Annotated in this window: 13 protein-coding genes; 12 read left to right on the top strand and 1 reads right to left on the bottom strand. The window is 47.9% G+C overall.

Annotated features, from left to right (window positions below; genetic code table 11):
• Positions 1-185: 185 nt before the first annotated feature.
• From AAFJ72_RS21160 to AAFJ72_RS21125, 8 genes are all read left to right on the top strand, one after another.
• Positions 186-1697 carry a TIGR02677 family protein gene (locus AAFJ72_RS21160; RefSeq protein ID WP_432775623.1) on the top strand — a complete coding sequence of 504 codons (1512 nt, stop codon included), beginning with the start codon at positions 186-188 and terminating at the stop codon, positions 1695-1697.
• Positions 1694-2911: a TIGR02678 family protein gene (locus AAFJ72_RS21155; protein WP_122906156.1), complete on the top strand. Its 1218-nt coding sequence runs from the start codon at positions 1694-1696 to the stop codon at positions 2909-2911. The genes AAFJ72_RS21160 and AAFJ72_RS21155 overlap by 4 nt, the downstream gene beginning before the upstream one ends.
• Positions 2898-7160 (top strand): TIGR02680 family protein, encoded by a 4263-nt coding sequence (locus tag AAFJ72_RS21150; RefSeq protein ID WP_170163471.1) that lies wholly within the window; start codon positions 2898-2900, stop codon positions 7158-7160. Before AAFJ72_RS21155 ends, AAFJ72_RS21150 begins: the two co-directional genes overlap by 14 nt.
• Complete coding sequence (locus AAFJ72_RS21145; protein ID WP_122906154.1) at positions 7138-8562, top strand: TIGR02679 domain-containing protein; 1425 nt, start codon at positions 7138-7140, stop codon at positions 8560-8562. Before AAFJ72_RS21150 ends, AAFJ72_RS21145 begins: the two co-directional genes overlap by 23 nt.
• A 509-nt stretch (positions 8563-9071) precedes the next feature.
• A complete protein-coding gene (locus AAFJ72_RS21140; RefSeq protein WP_122906152.1) occupies positions 9072-9482 on the top strand; it encodes a YjdF family protein in 411 nt (136 codons plus the stop codon).
• Positions 9483-9857: 375 nt separating this feature from the next.
• On the top strand, positions 9858-11090 hold the full coding sequence (locus tag AAFJ72_RS21135) for an IS110 family transposase (protein WP_005833250.1): 1233 nt from the start codon (positions 9858-9860) through the stop codon (positions 11088-11090).
• Positions 11091-11467: 377 nt separating this feature from the next.
• The gene (locus AAFJ72_RS21130) at positions 11468-12421 is read left to right on the top strand and encodes a quinone oxidoreductase family protein (RefSeq protein ID WP_432775622.1); all 954 of its coding nucleotides are present in this window, start codon (positions 11468-11470) and stop codon (positions 12419-12421) included.
• Positions 12422-12428: 7 nt separating this feature from the next.
• A complete protein-coding gene (locus AAFJ72_RS21125; protein WP_432775621.1) occupies positions 12429-12863 on the top strand; it encodes a MarR family winged helix-turn-helix transcriptional regulator in 435 nt (144 codons plus the stop codon).
• Positions 12864-13050: 187 nt separating this feature from the next.
• On the opposite strand, the gene AAFJ72_RS21120 is transcribed toward AAFJ72_RS21125, so the two are convergent.
• Positions 13051-14421, bottom strand: a complete 1371-nt coding sequence (locus AAFJ72_RS21120; protein ID WP_432775620.1) for an SEC-C metal-binding domain-containing protein — start codon at positions 14419-14421, stop codon at positions 13051-13053.
• 540 nt (positions 14422-14961) lie between these two features.
• Between AAFJ72_RS21120 and AAFJ72_RS21115 the strand changes: the two genes are divergently transcribed.
• From AAFJ72_RS21115 to AAFJ72_RS21100, 4 genes are all read left to right on the top strand, one after another.
• A complete protein-coding gene (locus tag AAFJ72_RS21115; RefSeq protein ID WP_432777232.1) occupies positions 14962-16506 on the top strand; it encodes a malate:quinone oxidoreductase in 1545 nt (514 codons plus the stop codon).
• A gap of 461 nt (positions 16507-16967) precedes the next feature.
• The gene (locus AAFJ72_RS21110; RefSeq protein WP_122904542.1) at positions 16968-18356 is read left to right on the top strand and encodes an amino acid permease; all 1389 of its coding nucleotides are present in this window, start codon (positions 16968-16970) and stop codon (positions 18354-18356) included.
• Between the two features lie 158 nt (positions 18357-18514).
• Positions 18515-19564 (top strand): LLM class flavin-dependent oxidoreductase, encoded by a 1050-nt coding sequence (locus tag AAFJ72_RS21105; RefSeq protein ID WP_432775619.1) that lies wholly within the window; start codon positions 18515-18517, stop codon positions 19562-19564.
• A 271-nt stretch (positions 19565-19835) separates the two neighbouring features.
• Positions 19836-21533, top strand: coding sequence for a DUF262 domain-containing protein (locus AAFJ72_RS21100; RefSeq protein WP_432775618.1), 1698 nt, complete (start codon positions 19836-19838; stop codon positions 21531-21533).
• Positions 21534-21547 lie beyond the last annotated feature (14 nt).

Genomic DNA, 21547 nt, shown 5'->3' with positions numbered 1-21547 from the left:
ATGGTATGATAATAATCAAAGCAACACCTATAGGGAGAAGGATTGCCCTGATAATCTGTAATCATTGCCAATGGAAATTTCTTGAAATATTGGTTTTCTCGTATAGAATCATTCGGGGGAGGAATTCTCTCATGTCAAAAAAAAGACCGATCAACATCTACAAAGCGGTGACAGAGGCGAAATACTTGGCGGTGGAGAACGCCCCTCGGTACAGGTCAATCTTGCGTTATTTCTACGAACAACAGCAGCGACTTCGCTACTGGTTGAGACCGGAAGAAATTTTGCAGGATGTCAAAGAGCGAATGGACCCCAATGAGGCATCCATGTACACCGAAGACTTGCTTCAACTTGATTTACAGCAGTTGTATGAATGGGGGAACTTGCAGCGAAAACAGTCCGGCAAGGTGAACAAAATAGAAGATTTCAAGAAAAAAAGGTATCGCTATCAAGCAACACCTTATACGATCAAATTTGAGCGCCTGATCGAAGAACTGGAGGAGATGGGCGATACGTACGGTGGATCCCTGGAAGTTACCCAGTTTGAGAAGCTGGTGGAAACGTTGAAATTTTTGACCAGACTGGCGCCTGTTTCCTTTCATAAACTTGGTGAGCGTCCAAGGTATGAGATGGACGATTGGAGCGAAGAGAAACTGTATCACTGGTGGACGGAATTGTATGAACAGTTTCGCAAGGTGACGAATAATGCGCGAGACTATATGGCAAGTCTCGATAGTTTACAGGTCGAAGATGCAATGATGACAGAACAGTTTCTTCTATATAAAGACAAAGTGACCGATTATCTTCGACGCTTCATGATGGGACTGCAGCGCAGTTCTTATCAAATTGAAGGCATGCTCGCCCAGGTCGATCATGCCTTGTTGAACGACATTTTGCATCGGGTAGCGAGGTATGAAGTCTCAATCCCTCGTTTTGAGCAGACGGTCTTGTCCCAGGAAGATATCGTAAAGCGCTATTTCGATCAGTGGGAAGGAATTCGGCAATGGTTTCTGGGGGACGGAAGCGGCCGAGGGAGTGACCTTGAAGATTTGCAGCGGGAGACGAATGAAGCGATACGCCGTATTGCCCGTTATGCCCAACGGATGGGAGAACGTCAATCCAGCATGCGGAGCCGCAGAGCGGACTACCTCTATTTGGCAAACTGGTTTTCTAACCTGGAAGATGTGAATCAGGCGCATTGTTTGTCTGCGGCAGTATTCGGTATTTCCCAGATGAGGCACATCTGGGTGGATACGCCCAAGATGACTGAGGACATACATTCCACCATCTGGGACATGCAGCCTGCCGATTTTGCGGTGAAACCTCGTATCCAAGGTTACCGTGAGAGAACGAGGCCGAGCAAGATCGAACCGAAAAGCGTGGAGAAAAAAGCCATGCTTAAGGAATATTTGAAACAGAAGGCCGACCAACAAGCCAGATTGCGTCAGGTATTCGCAGGGGCTCGGGTGAGTGTCCGTGACCTTCCGATTGTGGAACCATTTGTCCGGCAAACCTTGCTTGGCTGGATCGGAAAAAGCATGGCGTCACCTACAAGAGAAGGAAAGACAGACGATGGCCGACGGTTTAAGTTGATTGAATCAGGTACAGGAGAACGGGTTCGTTTGCAGTGTACCGATGGTGTATTGGAAATGCCTGATTATGTGATCTATTTTATGGATGAAGGCAAGGTGAAGAAATGAACGAGCCGCAGCGTACCGATACGAGGTATGTGCCCCGTTTTGATGAGCTGGCCGAACAAGCTGCCAGGGAATTGCTGGAGCGGTTCTGGATTCCACGCAGCGACATGAACTGGTATCAGGCGGTTCGAGACCGCGAACACGTGCTTAGACCGTTTTTTAATGAGAAACTAGGGTTTCGTCTTCTGATTCATTATGAATTTGTAAAGTTGGAAAAGTTTGTAAGCAGACACATCCAACCGTGGATGGGATTGCCGGGGCTAAGAGATGTACGGGATTACGTGTTTTTCTGTCTGCTGATGGCCTATCTGGAGGCAAAAAGCGTCGACGAACAATTCCTGCTCTCTGACATATGCGAGGAAGTAAAGGTTTCCTATCCAGGTCCGGGTACGGTTGATTGGACGAACTATGATCACCGCAAGTCACTTGTCCGCGTTTTGCAGCTTGCCCGCGAGTGGGAACTGCTTCTTGTTGTGGACGGTGACGATCAGGGTTTTGCGGCATCGGAACACGCCGATGTCCTGTATGAGGCTACACCTTTGGTCAAATATTTCTTGCGGGCGTATCCACGTGATTTGATGCAATTCAGGTCAATTGAAGATCTTCTGAAAATCGTTGACACGGAGAATGAAACATTGGTTCGAAGACATCGCGTATACCGGCAATTGTTGCTCACTCCAGGGATTCGCGAGGAAGACATGGCCGAAGGAGACTGGACATACCTCCGCAATCAGAGGAACGTGATCGCTCGTGATTTTGAAGAGACAGTAGGACTTTCATTGGAGTTATACAGGCAAGATGCGATGCTAGTTCAGCATGGGAGAAGACAGGGAGCCACGCTATTTCCTGATATGAGAGCGATTAGCGATGTGGTGTTCTTTTTTGGCCGTACCATCCGGGAGCAAATTGATAGCGGAGCGTTTTCCCTCCAAAAGGACGGTCTGGTTCTGTTGACAATAGTAGATTATGAGCAACTGCTAAACCAATGCCGTGGACGTTATGGACACGGATGGGGAAAAGCGCTGCGTGAGATGTCGATTAAGCAGTTGGCTTATCAGGTGCTGGAGGAATTGGAGGCATGGGGATTGGTTCGTCAGTCTGAAAACGAGCAACTGATCACGGTCATGCCCCGATTGGGAAGAATCGTTTCCCGGTATCCGAATGACTACGAGAAAAAGTGGAAGGAAGGGGACGGATGGACAGATGGAAGCGAATAGATGGCAGTTATCCAGAGCAGGTTTGATAAATTTCTGGTACTACGATGATGAGTGTTTTGAATTTGCCGACGGAAAACTGCTGTTGCGTGGAACCAATGGTTCTGGAAAATCGGTAACGATGCAAAGTTTATTGCCGGTTGTGTTGGATGGCAAAAAGAGTCCGGATCGTCTGGACCCCTTTGGTTCCAAGGCCAGGCGAATGGAAGATTACTTGCTGGGTGAAAAGGAAGTGACTGGTCGGGAGGAGAGAACCGGTTATTTGTATCTGGAATTTTGCAAGCCGTACACCACTCAATTTTTAACGATCGGGATCGGCTTGAGGGCCAAACGCAACGCACAGATGGATTTTTGGGGCTTTTCCATCCAGGACAACAGGAGAATCGGGAAAGACCTGCTACTGTACCGGCTTGTGTACAATGCGGAAACGCAGGAACACGAGCGAGTTCCACTGGGAAAACGGGAGCTGGAGCGGGAGATTGGACTGGGAGGCCGGGTGGTTTTCTCACAAAGCGATTACGCGGAAATGGTGAACAAACTGCTGTTTGGGTTCCCGTCACTGGATGCTTACGAAGATTTGATAAAGTTGCTGATCCAGTTGCGCAGTCCGAAACTGTCCAAAGATTTTAAACCAACAGTTATCTATAGTATTCTGGAAAATTCCCTGCCCGGTCTGTCTGATGAAGAGCTGCGCCCCTTGTCAGACGCTATCGAGTCCATGGATCGCACAAAACTTCAACTGGAACAGCTGGAGCGGGATCAGAAGGCGTTGACGCGGATCGCAAGGGAGTTCACCGAATACAACAAGTATATCTGGTACGACAAGGCCAAGGGATTGGCTGATGCCGTCAATATGGCTCGCCTTTCGCAAAAAAAAGCAGATGAGTATCGACAACTGCTTGCCCATGAGGAAAAAGAACTAGCAATGCTACGCTCAAACCTGGAAGCTTTGACAATCGAGCAGCAAACTCTCGCAGAAGAACATGAGCGATTGCAGGAGCATGATATCGCCAAAGCGGAAGCAGAGCGGATCGAGGTTTTGGAGCAATTGAAGCGGGAACAGTCACGCTGGGATGAAAAACAGGAGGAAAGTAAAGCCAAGCGGGAGAGAGTAAACCAACTGCGCAGGACGATTGATGAAATCCATGCGAAGACCCGACAAGCGGAGAATCAGATAGCTGCTTTGCTGGAAAGTATGGAGCAGGAAGTGGAAGACAATGGGTTTCCCACGCATGAGATGGCTCGCGGGGAGTTTGAGCGGGAACAGGAAGGGTACTCCATGGATTTGTGGCAAAAGGAATCTCGGCAGTATCGCGATCAATTGCAATCTACCCTGGAACAATCTCTGAAAACGGAAGAAGCCAAACGGATTCGCATGGAAGCGGAGCGTGCTTTGGGGGATGCCCAAAAGCAGGTGGATGAACTGCAGCGGGAAAAGGAGAAGTGGGAGCGAGTTGTCGAGGAAGAAAAAGAGAACCTGATTGCCCTTCTGCACCAATGGCAGGGAGAAGTAAGGGAGTTGCAGTTGCCTCCTGAGACGGTACGGGAAACGATTAGACGGATTTCCCATTTTGAAGCGTCTGATATGTACGAAACCGTAAGAGAACCGGCCGTTCACGCCTATCAGCAATTGCGACAGGATTTACGGGATCGATACGCCGATGTGAAAAGACTGGAACAGGAAACGAACCGGGAACGTGAAAGAGCGGAAGAAGAGTACCAGATGTGGCAAGCCAAAAAAGATCCGGAACCGCCACGTCACGAACAAACCAAGAATGCGAGGAAGTGGCTAAGTGAACAAGGGATACCCCATGTGCCCCTGTTTGCCGCGGTAGAGTTTCGCGAAGAAGTACCGGAAGAAACACGAGCTGCCATTGAATCCGCATTGACGGAAGCCGGGTTGCTTGATGCGTTGATCATCCCCAAATCGTATCTCGATCGAATCGAGGTTTGGGCTGAATATGTAAAAGACAGGGTGATCTTGCCTGCTCCCCAACTGCTAGCCCATACGATTAGCGAATGGTTGATGCCTACTCCTGTCGTAGAGACGGGTGTCAGTAAAGAAGACATTGAAGCCGTCCTGCAGACAATTCAGGCGGAAAGTAAAGACGAGCGGTCGGTTTCCGCGTTTGTTACGTCAGGCGGAAGTTTTGGAATGGGTATTCTCAACGGACATGCTCCTATTATCGATAAATCGGTGTATGTGGGCAGGGAAGCTAGACGCAGGTACCGTGAGGAACAACTGGCTGTCTGGAGGCACCGTCTGGAAGACTTGAACCAAGAACGGGAGCGTCTTCAGCAGGAGTTAAACGATACAGAAAAACGACTTCAGCTTCTCGTCGATGAGTTTGAGAGCTTCCCATCCGGAAAAGATCTGCAGGATGCACTGCAAACGGTGGAACAGTCCAAGCAGCGTTTGGAGGTGTGGCAGGAGGAAGTAAAGAAACGGAATCAAAAAGTCCGGGAAGCGATAGAAGGGCTGTATAGAGAACGTGAACTCCTAAAGCAAGCAGCTGCGGGCTTGACGATCCCGCTGGATACGGAGACACTTCGCCATGCGCTTCGTTCGATGCAGGACTACATGGACAATTTGCGTATGCTAGAATCCGCGTATCGCGACAAACTGAATCTGCTTCAGCGACATCGTGTGGCAGAAGACTCGCTGGATGAAGCGATCTATGAGTGGGACCGGTTGCGCGGCGAAGAAAATATCGCTCAGGGGGAAGTAGAAAAACAAAGACAACGCTTGCAAGCAATTGAACGTTTGTTGGCAACCCAAGGCGCCGAGGTGATTCGGGAGAGAATCCGCTATTGCATGGAGAGGTTGCGCAAGATTCCCAAGGATCGTGAATTCACAGCGCGTGCGATTGGAGAAGCAGAAAGTAATTGTAAGCAGTATCAGGAAAAATTGACGGAATCCGAAAAGGTCGCAGAAGTCCATCAACAACTGCAGGCCGCCTGGTGGAAAGTATTCTCTGACGAATTTGCATTGGGGCTCTGGCGTTATATTGACGAATGTAAGGAAGAAACCGAAGCTATCGAAGGCCAACTGCATCGGCTGGATGACGTAGCGCTTCGTGTGCTGAAAAAGCTGCAAGCGGCTATGACAGGACGCAACCGAGATAACTATAACGAGCAACTGCAGAAAGTCTTTGAGACGGAACGACAAATCAACTTGCTGGAGTACCAGCCGTCACTTGATTACGTGCTTGATTACAATGTAGAAGAAGCGTGGGAGGAACAGGCAGAGATACTGTCATTGGGGTATCTTTGGAATGATCTGAAAGCAAGAGCAAGGCGGCGGACTGTATTGATGGAGTACGAAGGCAAGCGTTGTCATCCCTATGACTTGCTGGATAAATTGGGGCATGAGATCGAAATGCACCGCCTTTATCTGACCGCGGAGGATCGGAAACTATTCGAAGAAGTGATTTTACAGAGTGTTGGACGGGTAATCAAACAGCGGATTCATCGCGCGGAAAAATGGGTAGAGCGAATGAATGAACTGATGGCACAACGAAACAGCTCCAGTGGCCTTACCTTTTCCCTGAAGTGGATTCCCCGAATAGCGGAAGATGAGTCCCAGATGGACACGGCTGAACTGGTGGAGTATTTACGAAAAGATCCTGCCCTGATGAGGGAACAAGACATCGAACGGATCACCAACCATTTCCGTTCCCGAATCGAGCGGGCCAAGCGGGATGTTTTCGGTTCCCCGGCAAGTGGAGGGGAAACCCTGCATCAAATCATGAAAAGGATCCTGGACTACCGTCACTGGTTCACGTTTAAACTCTTTCACAGGCGAGAAGGGGAAGCCAACAAAGAGTTGACGGATCGCATCTTCTTTACATTTAGTGGTGGGGAAAAAGCAATGGCCATGTACATCCCTCTCTTCTCCGCTGCCTATTCCCGCTACATGGAAGCAGACCCGTTGGCACCCAGGATCATCTCTCTCGACGAAGCGTTTGCGGGTGTGGACGAAAACAACATTCGTGACATGTTCATGCTGGTAGAGCAACTGGGCTTTAACTACATCATGAACTCACAAGCGCTGTGGGGTGACTATGACACGGTTTCCCGTCTAGCCATCTGCGAACTGATACGCCCCAAAAATGCCGACTTCGTATCCGTAGCCCGATACCTATGGGACGGCGGCACGTTTCATGTGTTGAATGAAGAGTGGGGAGAATCGGAAGTAGCTGTCAGCTTGGAAGAGGAGAAGATGGAAGATGACACCGGAAGATTACCGTAAACTTCAAGAGCAAGCTGTCACCTATTTTCGCACACATTTCCAGGGATATGACCGATTGTTTCGGGAAATAAAGCGGAAATACAGGAGTTTGGGGTATCTGGGAGGAAAAGTGACGCTGCGGGGAATAACATTGGCAGAGGCAGATGCCCTGACAGGCTTGCTAAATCGGCGATTTGATCCCAATACCGATGAGTCCATCCGTGTAACAGAGATTGAACAGGGATTAGGGAAAACAAAATTTTCAGGAGTTGACCTGCTATCCATTCTGGAGGGATATTTCGGGGAATCTGTAGTCAGCAAAAAGGAGGAACAACTTCAACAAGAGCAGACATGGAATGAGTTCTGGAATTGCGCATTGATTGAAATGGGCGAGTATTCCCATCCTCAAGCGCACAAGTGGTTCCAGGCACTGTCACGGCACCGGGGAACTGGGGCGATGGCAGTTCGGCAATGGTGGAACTCTTCTCCTCAAGATCTCAAGCAATGGCTGCTTACAGTGGCAAAGGCGTTGCATCATCTTGGCTGCATGGAGCAGAATGAATATATTCGTCTGGCCATGCTGGCTACTCATACGACAGGGAACCCGCATGTTTTTGACATGAATACGCCTTCAGGCAGATTATTGCTTTATGCGCTTTGTTACGTGAGTGGGAAAAACGTACCGACGAATACAGAAGAGATGGCGCAAATCCTGTACGAACATCGTATTTTGCGGGATGACTTGTCTTCGCAAGTTGTGGTGAGCGGGATTTTCGGCAAACTAGCAAATAGATATGGTAAAAAAACGGCAGAGCGGTGCTGGGATGTCGGAAGCGAAAAAGAAGTGATTGGCCTTCCGCTTCGCACTGTCGTCAAATATGCAGAATTTAAGCCATTTTTGGAGGTTGGGTGTCAGAAACGTGTGTGGATTTTAGAAAACCCTGCTGTATTTTCTTCTCTCTTGGATCGATGGGAACAAGAGTACGGCGGGGACCCACTTCCTCCCCTGGTTTGTTCTTATGGCCAGTTCTCATTGGCTGTTCTCGCTCTTTGTGATCGGTTGGTATCGGCAGGATGCCAATTGCTCTACTCGGGCGATTTTGATCCAGAAGGTTTTCACATGGCCGCTCGGTTGTGGAGGCGTTACGGGGCGGAACATGTGACGTTATGGCGCTATTCTCCGGAGGATTACACATCCGTGCCTCAGAATATTTATATCGATGAGAGGAGATGGAAGACTCTTGAGAAATTGATGCATGAAGAGGAGAGTCAACTTCTTCCGCCAGATTTCATCCAAACGCTGCAGATCGCACTGCGCTATCAAAAACCGGTGTATCAGGAATCCCTTTTGGAAAAACTGTACAACGATATAGTGGATTTTCTTGTCGGCAATTCGAGTGTCAGCCGGGAAGTTCAACTATAGCTGTAAAATGATCGTGCTCAAACTGATACGGTGAACTTCCTGTTATGGACTTTGAAAAAGCAACCGCGAGGGTTTTTCATCCCTATGCTGTTGAGAAAGACGGCACCATTGTTAATACTGGGTCATCGAAACGACCAAAATGGGTTTTAACTTAAGTGGGTTTTTAAGTAGTAAATAAGTTGTAAATTAAGTTGAAAAAGATAAGAAAACAAAGGAGAGGCGGGAATCTTTGCCGCTCCTTTGTTCTTTAGTTTAACATATCAAGTGATACGGTGAAACGTTTCGTAAGTAATGGCACGTTCTTAGAAAACCGTGTAGGAGTAAGTTTACCAACACATTCGACCAATTGATGGAAATTCGGCAACTCGATATAATGATTTTGAAACGAAAAAACACGGTCTGGTTGGTAGTCCAGACGCATGCAGGTTCCATCCTCCTTGGAACCGCATGTCAGTAACCTTCCCCCCTCGGGATGTCCATCGTTTCGATTTATTTAGAGGGGGATTTTTATGAAGCTTACAGTTTTTCATGACGGGCAGTATTGGGTTGGGGTTTTGGAGGAGCAATTTCAAGGTAAGCTGCGGGCAGCAAAATATATCTTTGGCACTGAACCGAAAGATGAAGAGATTCTGCAGTTCGTCTGCCGAGATATGATGCAAATAGTTAGTGGACTTTCCCAGGAAGTAGCTGTCAAGCCTTCTGAAGCAAAAAGGATCAATCCCAAGCGTCTTGCAAGGCGTGCAGCAGAAGAAATGCGGAATAAGGGAGTTTCCTCTTATGCGCAAGAAGCTATTCGGTTGGAGCTTGAGAAGCGGAAGCGGGAGAGGCGGGCCCTTACAAAACAGCAGCTTTTGGCTAAGCTGGAACGAAAACGGGAATTGAAAATCAAAAAGGCAAAAGAAAAGCACCGCGGTCGCTAACCCAACCTATATAGGCTCAGAAAGGGCACCCAAAGAGGGGTGCTCTTTAAACTGGCGTTATAGGCAGTGCGGTGAATCGTATCACATGAAGCTAACGAAAAACAATAGTTGAACGAAGCGAAAGGGGCTGTCTCAAACTACCATGGCCTGACAGCCACCACATTGAATGAAAATGTACTTGGCCTGTGAACCTGCTGATTTCATAATAAAATTAGCAGGTCACAGGCCGATACTTTTTTGGTGGCAATAACCCCGAGTCTCAAACCGGCCGACTGCACCTACGAGCACCGCCGATTGTTACCATGAGTACGTGTATAAAAATACTTTGCTTCGGGTGCATGGCCTGCATCATTTTCTACAAAGGAAGTGATGGGAATGGATGCAATATTAGAACGATGTGCTGGACTCGATGTACACCAAGAGACGGTGGTAGCATGTGTTATGTATGGTCCTTTGGACAGAAAACCGAAACAAGAAACCAAGACTTTTTCTACCACTACCAAAGGACTCCTTGAACTTCACGATTGGCTCCATCAATACGAATGTACGCACATTGCAATGGAAAGCACAGGAGTATACTGGAAACCGGTATGGAACGTTCTTGAAGGGAGCTTTACATTGGTACTCGCCAACGCTAAGAGAATCAAGAATGTTCCAGGTCGAAAAACGGATGTAAAAGATGCAGCTTGGATTGCTCAATTACTCCGCTGTGGGCTGATCACTCCCAGCTTTGTTCCGCCCGAAAATATTCGAGATTTACGCGATTACACTCGTTATCGGAGAAAGCTGCTCGGTGATGCTACGGCGGAAAAAAACAGAATCCACAAGATTTTGCAGGATGCCAACATCAAGCTGACAACATATGTGAGTGATGTATTCGGTGTATCCGGAAGAGCCTTACTCGAATCGATTGTGAACGGTGAGGTGCTAAGTCCAGACCAAGTAAAAGATCTAGTCAAAACATCACTGAAAAGAAAAGTTCCGCAACTTATAGAGGCTTTGAATGGTCGAGTTCGAGCTCATCATCGAAAAATAATCGGGATGCACCTCGATCACTTGAGGTATCTCGAAGAACAAATTAGGGAAATCGAAAAAGAAATCGACAGGCTCCTCAGTCCTCATTTGGACATTGTTGAACAACTCATCACCGTTCCGGGGATTCAAAAGGATGCGGCGGCGGTCATCCTAGCAGAAATCGGATACGATATGTCTTGTTTTCCATCGGATGCCCATCTCTCATCATGGGGAGGTTTAAGTCCAGGGAACAACGAAAGTGCGGGCAAGAAAAAAAGCTCCCGAACCACGAAGGGAAACAGGAGCTTGAAAGCCGTACTTTGCCAGGCAGCTTGGGCCGCGAGTAAATCGAAAGGCACTCGGCTCGCTTCGTTTTTTTATCGCATCCAGAAACGAAGAGGCCAGAAAAAAGCTACGATGGCCACGGCTCACCTCATATTACGTATTATATATCACATGTTGAAAAATAACATAACGTATCAAGAGTTTGGATGGGATTACTTACAAGATCAGGATCGAGTTGTTGATTATTGGATCAAGAGAATTGAATCACAAGGGTTCAAGGTAATGATTGAACCAACTGAGGTCGTGTAAGTAAATACCATATTTTGGATATATCTAGCAACCAACTGTAGTCCGTCCCTTTTTTTGCTTTTTAGGGGGGGCATTTTCGTATAAAAAGTCGACTTTGCGACTTAGAGATGCCCCCTTTGCATTTCAAAAACCTTGATAATCAATATTCCCATTTTGTGGATTTTAACTGATTGGAGATTTCTGGACAGTCCCTAAAACTTGCCGTTACAAACAGCGCGGAGAGAGCCGTATCACAAGCAGGGCGAAGTTTTTCCAATATACCAAGAGCTGTCTTCAAACCAAACAGGAAAAAATATGTGCATTTCGCACATATATCATGTTATACTCAATTATGTGCAAAACGCACATATTATGAGCGAAAGAAGGGTAAAATTACGATGATGGCAGCTATTGTGAAGGAAAAGGGAACCCCCCCTGTACTGGGCCAATTTGATCCCCCTGTTGTGACAGAGGGGCACGTTATCGTTAACGTTTCGGCGACAGCCTTGAGTCGAGTGAGTAAGTTCCGTTCACTTGGTATGCATTACTCATCTGAAGGCAACTTTCCAATGGTGGCCGGCATGGATGGTGTTGGAACTTTGGAAGATGGGACTCGTGTTTACTTTGCGCTGCCTGCTTGGCCTTATGGCAGCTTGGCTGAACAAACCATGGTGAGTGAAAAGCTGCTTGTCCATTTGCCAGACGGCATTGATGACGTAACCGCGGCCGCGATAGCGAACCCGGCGATGTCTTCATGGGCGGCGTTGGTATTTAAAGCGGGCTTCAAGCCCGGCCAAACTGTTTTGATTAATGGGGCCACTGGAGCATCGGGGAGTTTGGCGGTTCAGATTGCTAAGGGTCTGGGAGCCAAGAAAATTATTGTCACCGGGCGCAACGAATCGAAATTACAAGCGCTTGAAGCCGATAAAGCAATTTCATTTGATATGACGGCAGAGAACGGACAGACCAGCTTTGAACATGCCCTAATGCCAGTGTTTGCTGAAGGCGTTGATGTTGTATTGGATTATCTTTGGGGCGATAGCGCAATCGCCATTATGTCCGCTCTTGCCAAAATAAATACGGATCGTGCAACCCGCTTTGTGAGCATTGGGACTGCATCTGGCCAAGAAAGCATTCCATTGCCTTCATCGATTCTGCGTGCATCAACCATTGAACTGGTAGGCAGCGGGGGGAAGAGTGTTTCAAAAGCAGATATGTTATCTGCGGTGAAAGGGGTTTTTGAGATGGCCGCCAATGGTCAACTAGCCATTTCCACAACGGAGTTTGCTTTGGAGGCTATCGAAGCTGCGTGGAACGCTCCATTGACGCCTCGCCCGGTGGTTACGATATAATATATGCATGGAACATAAAATTTTCAGAGCGCTAATCGACTTGGTTTCCCTTCTCAATCGGCCAGACCGTGATTTGAAAATGATTGCCAAGGCAGGTGTGAATTTGGAAGCGGCTGCCTTCCGCGTCTTGGTTGGGATCGCGCATCTCCCATCAACGAGTGTTGGTGAGTTGGCTGCCATGATGGGGAAAAGTTATTCGAGTGTCAGTCGGCAAATTGATAAGTTAGAGAATGCCGGGTTGGTTCGAACATATCCATCAAGTTCAGATTCGCGCATACGCGTGTCTGAATTGACGAAACACGGGGAGGAAATCATTGCAAAGATCAATCACACCCGTGAGCGCATGATGCAAGAAGCTTTGGCAGATTGGACTCGGGAGGATAAAGAAAGCTTATTGTTTCAGTTACGACATTTATACCAAACGATGAAGAGGCTAGACTAGTCCTCTTGCGTAAAGAGTGGTGCAAGACAGCCCTTGTAACGGATGAAGGTCCGTTACAAGGGCTGTTTTTTGCTGCTTGCTCGATCTCCCCCAAGCAAGGAGATTGGTGAAAAACAAGGACAGCTATCGAAGCTGCCCTATTCAATTTCCAAAGTCAAATGATGGGAACTGAGTATTAAGCAGGGCATCATCCCTTGCCCACAGCCGTATGCTTCTTTAACCACTGAAGCAATTTCCCCTCGCGCCGCCAAAGATGGTAGTTGGCATCAACATACATAATGGCTTCGTTTGTATCGCCATGACCATAATAATCTGGCGCCTGGCCAGGCAATTTTTTTCGACCCAAGAGAAAATCAATGACGTGGGGATTCTGCTGAACGGCCTTATCCAGTAAATGATCCAGTTTTGCAGAAAGCCCATTTTTCTTGTACGCAAGCAGCAGACGACTGTAATTCATGTAAGCACTGTTTTCTTCATAGGTTTCTAATAGTCGCGATGCTTTTTCAAACTTGTTCAATTCAATGTAGATGGACAGCAAAGAGTAGCGGACTCCTTGGTTATCGTTAGGGTTAAGATCGAGCATTTCTGCAAATTCTTTTTCAGCTAGCTCTAATTGTCCTGCCACCAAAAGGCAATTGGCGTAGCCTTCCTTTGAACGCATATACGGGCGGGTGTGAATCAGTCCCCAAAAATGGCCGCGATCTTCATGAAAACTTCTCAAGCCAAGCTCTCGCTCCCCGGCTTCTTTTCCTTGTTTGTAAAATTGAATAGCCTCCTCCAGATCACCACTTGATTCAGCGAGGATGTTATAGGCATCCGGACTGTCTGGATAGAGTTGAATCGCTTGTATGGCCAGTTCCACTCGTTTTGAAGCAGAAGGTTCTTCCCACGCATCATAGAGGAGATTTTGTGCCATCTCTTTTGGATCGAGGGATGCGTTTTTAGTCTGACGAGCCTGGCCAGAGAGATGAGCGTTGATAAACTCATGCAGTTGTTCCGTTGATTCAAACTCTTTTCCCTTAACCATGTTTGTAATCTCGTACATAGCCCTTTCTGCAGAAAGAAGAGGTGTATGGGTATGTGCTTGCTGGCTGTTGTTTTCTTGAAAAATGGTATCGAACAACCATTCCTCATTGAAAATTTCCTGCGCACGTTTGGAGATCGTTGCTACCGAGACACCGTATTTTTCCGATAACGCAGATTGTGTCACAGGAAGGTCCAGTATTTGGGCAACACAGTATTCAACGGCAGCTTCCATGGCACCAGTTTTCTTTACAATGGGACGAATATTGTTTGCGAACAGATTCCAAAGTTGAATGGCGAAAGCAATAACACTGGGTTCATATTGGGGATACATGGAATGGACGATGTTTCGGGCTATCAGCTCATATTGCTCATGATCCCAATCAAATTCCTCTTCCATGAATAAAAAAAGAAGGGCTTTGGAATCTTGAGGCGCTGATAGTGAATAACTTCTGAGTTCGTCTTGAGGTAGACAACATTTTTTGTACTTTTTCCCGCTTCCGCATGGGCAGGGATCGTTTCTGCCGACTTTCAAATGGGTCACTTCCCTCGTGCTACATATTCGTTGCTACCAGTATATCATAGGTCTATGATGTTCTTTTGAGTTGTTTCGCAATAAAGGCTTGCAATAGCGAATGAAGAAAGAATAAATAGCGAATAAATAAGGAACCAAATCGTGCAGCCGAAACAGGCAACCCAATTCCATTTCCCAAGGCAAACCCATCCATAACGCCCAAAAAGCGAATTTTTCTATATTGTAATTTATGTTAAAAAATGGAATAAACCTCGCAAAAAACCCGCCAAAAACCAAAGCAACGTCGGTACGCCAAACCGGGTAAAGGCATTGGTTTTTGCGTAATTACAAGGTTTTTTGCGATGTTTTTTAGCTTCCCCTACAAAAAGTATGTCATTACTAAAATTTACTGTATCTTTAATAGCATATAACTATCAATATATAGCAAATATTTTATTCTAAAGACAAAAGTGATACACTATATAACAGGTTGTAATTATTCCAGAAAAGGTGTGTACTAGGTAGCACCCTGACTTGCAACGGGGCCAGATCAGGAGCCGCCTGCATCTTTTCTCCAAATACGAGCGAGTTAGGACGGTAAAAATGAGTGACAGACAAATGCAAACAGACGTTATCTTAATTGGTGCCGGCATCATGAGTGCGACTCTAGGTTCACTGCTGAAAGAATTAGTACCAGACTGGAAAATTACAGTGTTTGAAAAGCTCTCCAAAGCAGGAGAGGAAAGCTCCAACGAATGGAACAATGCCGGAACCGGGCATGCCGCACTTTGTGAGCTGAACTACACAAGTGAAAAGAAAGACGGATCGATCGACATTAGCAAGGCGATCAAGATCAACGAGCAGTTCCAGGTTTCCATGCAGTTTTGGGCTCATCTCGTCAACAGCAAGCTGATTCGCAATCCGCAAGACTTCATTATGCCATTGCCGCACATGAGCATGGTGCAAGGTGAGAAAAACGTAGCGTTTTTGAAGAAGCGTTTCGAAGCGATGTCGAAAAATCCGCTGTTCCAAGGCATGGAGTTTTCCGATGACCCGGAAAAACTGAAGGAATGGATTCCGCTCGTGATGGAAGGCCGTACTTCGAATGAGCCAATCGCAGCCACGAAGATCGACACAGGAACAGACGTCAACTTCGGGGCTTTGACGCGGATGTTGTTTGAGCACCTGAAGGCGCAAAACGTTGAAGTAAATTATGAGCATAGCGTTGAAGATATTAAACGTGCCAGCGACGGCTCTTGGGAATTGAAAGTGAAAAACCTCAAGAACGGCATCGTGCAACGCCACAAGGCGAAGTTTGTCTTTATCGGCGGCGGTGGCGGAAGCCTGCATTTGCTGCAAAAATCCGGTATTCCGGAAGGGAAGCGCATTGGCGGTTTCCCGGTAAGCGGTATCTTCATGGTTTGTAAAAACCCGGAAATTGTGGCGAAGCATCATGCAAAAGTATACGGAAAAGCCAAGGTTGGCGCTCCGCCGATGTCTGTTCCGCACTTGGACACACGTTATATCGATGGCAAGAAATCGTTGCTGTTTGGACCTTTTGCCGGGTTCTCGCCGAAGTTTTTGAAAACCGGCTCCATGTTCGATTTGATTACTTCGGTCAAACCGAACAACGTGCTGACGATGTTGGCAGCAGGCGCAAAAGAGATGGCGCTTACAAAGTACCTGATTCAGCAAGTCATGCTGTCCAAAGAGCAGCGGATGGCAGAGCTGCGCGAGTTTATCCCGAACGCGAAGAGCGAGGACTGGGATTTGGTCGTGGCCGGCCAGCGTGTGCAGGTTATCAAAGACACCGAGACAGGCGGAAAAGGAACACTGCAGTTTGGTACAGAAGTCATTACGTCGGCGGACGGCTCGATTGCGGCGCTCTTGGGTGCTTCTCCGGGAGCTTCCACTGCCGTGTCCGTCATGCTTGAGGTCATTAAAAAATGCTTCCCGCAGCATATGAACGAGTGGGAAGCGAAAATCAAAGAAATGATTCCTTCTTATGGCGTGTCATTGATGGACAACCCAGAGCTGTTGCATGAAATTCACTCCTACACAGCAAAGGCGCTGGAACTCGACAAAAAAGTGGCTGTCGCCCGGTAGCCAGCCAGTAATCCATATAAGAACGAAGCGGTCTTTTCCCTGCGATTTGTAGGGGGAAGGCCGTTTGTTTTTCCCATCCTGGCCGGATTTCGGTCGTGCTCTTTTGCGGGCATGGCGAGTGTGGAATGGCTGGATACGAGAAATATATTTTATCTGTCATATATTTTTTTATTTAATATAATCTGAATATATTGATTTACCAACGGTTTTTCTTGTGAATACAATTGTTATTATCAGAAAAACATATTACAATAAACAAGTGTTTCTGGAGTAAAGCGCTAAAAGGGGGAGAGGATAATCTTACCAACTATTGGGAATGCTTTATTAGAAGCACTACAGGATGTAGCAGAACGTTTTTTTATCAAGAAAAACTGATCGACTGCTCATGATGTGTAGATGAGGTAGTGTTCATAGCTTTCCTAAATTACAGCTAGTGATAGCAGAGAGGAAGAAGAACCGAAGTGGAAAAGAAAGAATTAAACAGGGGTCTGGAAACGCGTCACATTCAAATGATCGCTTTGGGCGGCACAATTGGCGTAGGACTCTTTATGGGCTCGGCAAGCACCATTCAATGGACAGGTCCATCCGTCATGCTTGCTTATGCAATAGTAGGAATCTTTATATTTTTTATCATGCGCGCCATGGGGGAAATGCTGTATGTTGAGCCGAGCACCGGGTCGTTCGCGACGTTTGGCTACAAGTACATTCATCCATTGGCTGGTTACTTGACGGCCTGGAGCAACTGGTTCCAGTGGGTCGTCGTGGGGATGTCGGAGATTATCGCTGTCGGGGCGTACATGAAATACTGGTTCCCGGATTTGCCAGCATGGATTCCAGGGATTATTGCCATGCTGATTCTCGGGGCAGCGAACTTGTTCTCTGTGAAGTCGTTTGGTGAATTTGAGTTTTGGTTTGCCATGATTAAAATTGTGACGATCGTCTTGATGATTGTTGCCGGAATTGGCCTGATTTTCTTCGGTTTTGGCAACGGCGGCAATGCCATCGGGTTGTCGAATCTGTGGGAACATGGCGGCTTTTTTGCTGGAGGCTGGACAGGCTTTTTCTTCGCTTTGTCATTGGTAATCGGGGCTTATCAAGGTGTTGAATTGATCGGGATTACGGCTGGTGAGGCAAAAGATCCGAAGAAAACATTGACGAGTGCCATTCAAAGCATCATTTGGCGTATTCTCATTTTCTACATCGGTGCCATTTTTGTAATTGTAACCGTTTACCCTTGGGATCAATTGCAGACAATTGGCAGCCCGTTCGTGGCAACGTTCGCGAAAATCGGGATTACAGCGGCAGCAGGATTCATCAACTTTGTCGTTATCACGGCAGCGATGTCCGGCTGCAACAGCGGTATTTACAGTGCGGGACGCATGCTGTATACGCTGGGTGTTAACGGACAAGCTCCGAAAATTTTCACCAAACTGTCCCATAACGGCGTGCCGCTTTTGGGAACGATCGGCGTGCTGATCGGTTTGGGTGTCGGCGTTATTTTGAGCTATATCGCGCCGGAAAATCTGTTTGTATATGTGTACAGCGCAAGCGTGCTGCCAGGAATGGTTCCGTGGTTTGTCATTCTTATCAGCCAAATCCGCTTCCGCAAACAAAGAGCGGCAGAGCTTAGCAATCATCCGTTCAAGATGCCGCTGGCTCCACTGACCAACTACATCACGATTGCCTTTTTGCTGATGGTACTGGTCGGTATGTGGATCAACGATGAAACACGCGTCTCGCTGATTGCGGGTATTGTGTTCCTGGGCATCATGACGATCACCTTTTACGCTTTTGGCATTGGCAAGGCGGCTCCGCTTGATGAACAGGCTGGGGAAGGCAAGCGAAAATAATCATTTACATGCATCAACGATAGGGACATTGGCGACGGTGTCCCTATCGTTTTATTTTTGTGCGGAAAAAATGGGGCAGAACACTTGCAGGCTTGAAATTTAATTTCGAGAATCTTAAAATAAAAATAATGATGCGAAACAGTGAGGAGGCTTTTTGCGTGGAAATCGGGGTAAGCACCTTTGTAGAAACGACGCCGGACCCACAAACCGGCGAGGTCATCAGCCATGCGCAGCGTTTGCGCGAAGTGGTCGAGGAAATTGTGTTGGCGGACCAGGTAGGACTTGATGTGTTTGGCGTTGGCGAGCATCACCGGAAAGACTTCGCGGCATCTTCTCCTGCGATGGTGCTGGCAGCGGCTGCGCCGCAGACCAGGCGGATCCGATTGACGAGTGCCGTTACCGTGCTGTCCTCGGACGATCCGGTGCGTGTCTTTCAGGATTTTGCAACGCTCGATGCGCTCTCGAACGGACGGGCGGAAATCATGGCCGGGAGAGGGTCTTTTATCGAGTCGTTTCCGCTGTTCGGCTATGATTTGAACGATTACGATGAACTGTTCGAAGAAAAGCTGGAATTGCTGCTGAAAATCTGCGCGTCGGAAAAAGTGACCTGGAGCGGCAAGCATCGGCCTGCCATCCATAATCTCGGGATTTATCCTCGGCCTGTCCAGGACCCGCTGCCTGTCTGGATTGGCAGCGGCGGCAACACACAATCGGTTATTCGCGCCGGACTGCTGGGGCTTCCGCTCGTTCTCGCCATTATTGGCGGCCGTCCGGTGCAGTTTGCGCCGCTGGTCGAATTGTACAAGCGCGCGGCGATCCAAGGCGGTCACGACCCGCGCAAGCTGAAGGTGGCTTCCCACTCGCACGGTTTTATTGATTGGGATACGGAAGCCGCAGCCGACAAGTTTTTCCCGTCTACCCAGTATGTCATGAACGTCCTGGGACGTGAGCGCGGCTGGGGGCATTACGACCGCGCAAGCTTTGATGCGGCCAGAAGCTTTGAAGGCGCTCTGTATGTCGGCGACCCGGAAACGGTAGCGGCGAAGATCGTTCACCTGCGCAAACAGGTCGGGATTACCCGCTTCATGCTGCACGTCCCTGTAGGAACGATGCCGCACGATCAGGTCATGCAGGCCATTCGCCTCTTGGGCACCGAGGTGGCGCCGCGCGTGCGCGAAGAGGTAGCGAAGTGGGAAGCGGCGGAGTGAGCCAGTCGTCAGAAGCGTAGTCTGCTCTGTCCGGGGAAGTTCCGCGTGACAGCAGAAAGGCAAGTTGGATGAGGCGGAAGCAGGCAGATGCTCCGCCTTTTTCACTTTGGATGGGACGAGACAGAATGCTCAGGCGAATGAACGCTTTTTCAGGAATGGGATGAATTAACGGTTTCAAAGAACTGGAAGGTAGGGTATATTCCTAGATGAGCATAAATACCTATTTCTGTAGTTGGATGACCTATTATCAAGCGTTCGGGGAGGCAGCATTTTGAAGACGACGTTATTTGCGCAGGAGACTCCTTTGCATAAAGTCTTTTCCGATGATTACTTGTTTACGATTCCTTCCGTTCAGCGTCCGTACTCATGGACAACCAACGAGGCCGGGGAGCTGCTGGATGATTTGCTCGACTTTATCGAGCATCACAGGATTACGGAAAAAAATATTGGCGATGTAGAGGAGCCTTATTTTCTCGGCAGCATTGTACTGGTTAAAAAAGACGGCCCTCAGGCCGAAGTGCTGGACGGCCAGCAGCGGCTTACGACATTGACGATTTTGCTTGCGGTATTGCGCGATTACTTGGGAGATGACTACGCGAGCGAGATTGATAGCATGATCGTGCAAAGAGGCAGCAAAATCCGGAACATCGCCGATACATACCGTCTCTGTCTGCGCAATCGGGACAGCGACTTTTTCAGAGTGAACATTCAGGAGCGGGGCGCTACGCAAAAGCTGAATGCGGACACGACGGTGAAAACCGATAGTCAAAAAGCGATTCGGGATAACGCCTTGTACTTTTTGGAGCGGCTCAACGATTTGGAGCCGCAGACGGTCAAGACGTTGCCTGGCGTGATCGCAACGCTTTGCTACATTGTCGTGGTGTCGACTCCCAATTTTGATTCGGCGTTCCGCATTTTTACCGTGCTGAATGATCGCGGGCTGGATCTGATGACGAGTGATATTTTCAAGGCACAGGTCATTGGCGATATACCCAAAGACCAGCAGGATCAGTACACCAGCAAGTGGGAGGATGTCGAGGTTTCTCTCGGCAGGGATCGCTTTAACAAGCTGTTCGATCACATGCGGATGATTATCCAGAAGCGAAAAGGCAGCGCGAATTACAAGGACGAGTACAACGAGATTTTCTCCACGATCAGCGGGAGCAAGTTTATTGATGAATACTTGATCCCGTATGGAGAGATTTATTTACAGCTGGTAAACTACAATTCATTTTTCAGCCAGCAGCCACAGCTCATGAAGATTTTGAGCTTGTTAAACCGCATCGACAACAGCGACTGGATTCCGCCTGCCATGTATTACATGCGTCATCACAATCAAAAGGTAGAGGCTTTTCTCAATCGTCTGGAGGTGCTCGCTGGCACGAGCATGATTCTCAGAAAAAATTTCAACTGGCGCATGTCCCGTTACTCGCAAATTTTAAGAGAGATGGATAAAGGCGTCGACATGTTTTCGGACGAGTCGGCCCTTGAGGTGACGGAAGAGGACAAGCAGGAAGTCATTCGTATGCTGAATGGAGATGTGTATACGGATCTCAAGGATACAGCGAAGCGGTATTTGCTCTTGCGCCTCGACTCGCTTTTGACGACGGGACAGCCTTACTACGACTATTCGGTTATTACCGTCGAGCACGTCTTGCCGCAAACGCCCAAACCGAACAGCGACTGGTTGCAGCATTTTCCCAACCCTGCCGAGTATGTTCATAAACTGGGGAATCTCGTGTTGCTGACACGGGCCAAAAATGCCCAGGCCAAAAACTACGATTTTCAAAAGAAGAAAGCTTCTTATTTTCAAACGAGCAACGGAATCAGCTCGTTTGCGCTTACGACACAAGTGATTCAGGAGAAAGAGTGGACGCCTGAAATTTTACAGAAAAGACAAGAGAAGCTGATCGAGTTGCTCAAGAACGCCTGGAATTTGCACACAAACAGCACGACGACAAGTCCGTGACACATGGACGCTTT

Origin of the sequence: Brevibacillus gelatini (assembly GCF_050920745.1) — a bacterium.
Lineage (GTDB): Bacteria > Bacillota > Bacilli > Brevibacillales > Brevibacillaceae > Brevibacillus > Brevibacillus gelatini.
This window is presented reverse-complemented; position numbering and strand designations above follow the sequence as displayed.

Excerpts from the sequence above, each read along its gene's own strand:
- AAFJ72_RS21155 (WP_122906156.1), top strand. The coding sequence starts at position 1,694 with ATGAACGAGCCGCAGCGTACCGATACGAGGTATGTGCCCCGTTTTGAT.
- AAFJ72_RS21130 (WP_432775622.1), top strand. The coding sequence starts at position 11,468 with ATGATGGCAGCTATTGTGAAGGAAAAGGGAACCCCCCCTGTACTGGGC.
- AAFJ72_RS21140 (WP_122906152.1), top strand. The coding sequence starts at position 9,072 with ATGAAGCTTACAGTTTTTCATGACGGGCAGTATTGGGTTGGGGTTTTG.
- AAFJ72_RS21125 (WP_432775621.1), top strand. The coding sequence starts at position 12,429 with ATGGAACATAAAATTTTCAGAGCGCTAATCGACTTGGTTTCCCTTCTC.
- AAFJ72_RS21145 (WP_122906154.1), top strand. The coding sequence starts at position 7,138 with ATGACACCGGAAGATTACCGTAAACTTCAAGAGCAAGCTGTCACCTAT.
- AAFJ72_RS21150 (WP_170163471.1), top strand. The coding sequence starts at position 2,898 with ATGGAAGCGAATAGATGGCAGTTATCCAGAGCAGGTTTGATAAATTTC.
- AAFJ72_RS21135 (WP_005833250.1), top strand. The coding sequence starts at position 9,858 with ATGGATGCAATATTAGAACGATGTGCTGGACTCGATGTACACCAAGAG.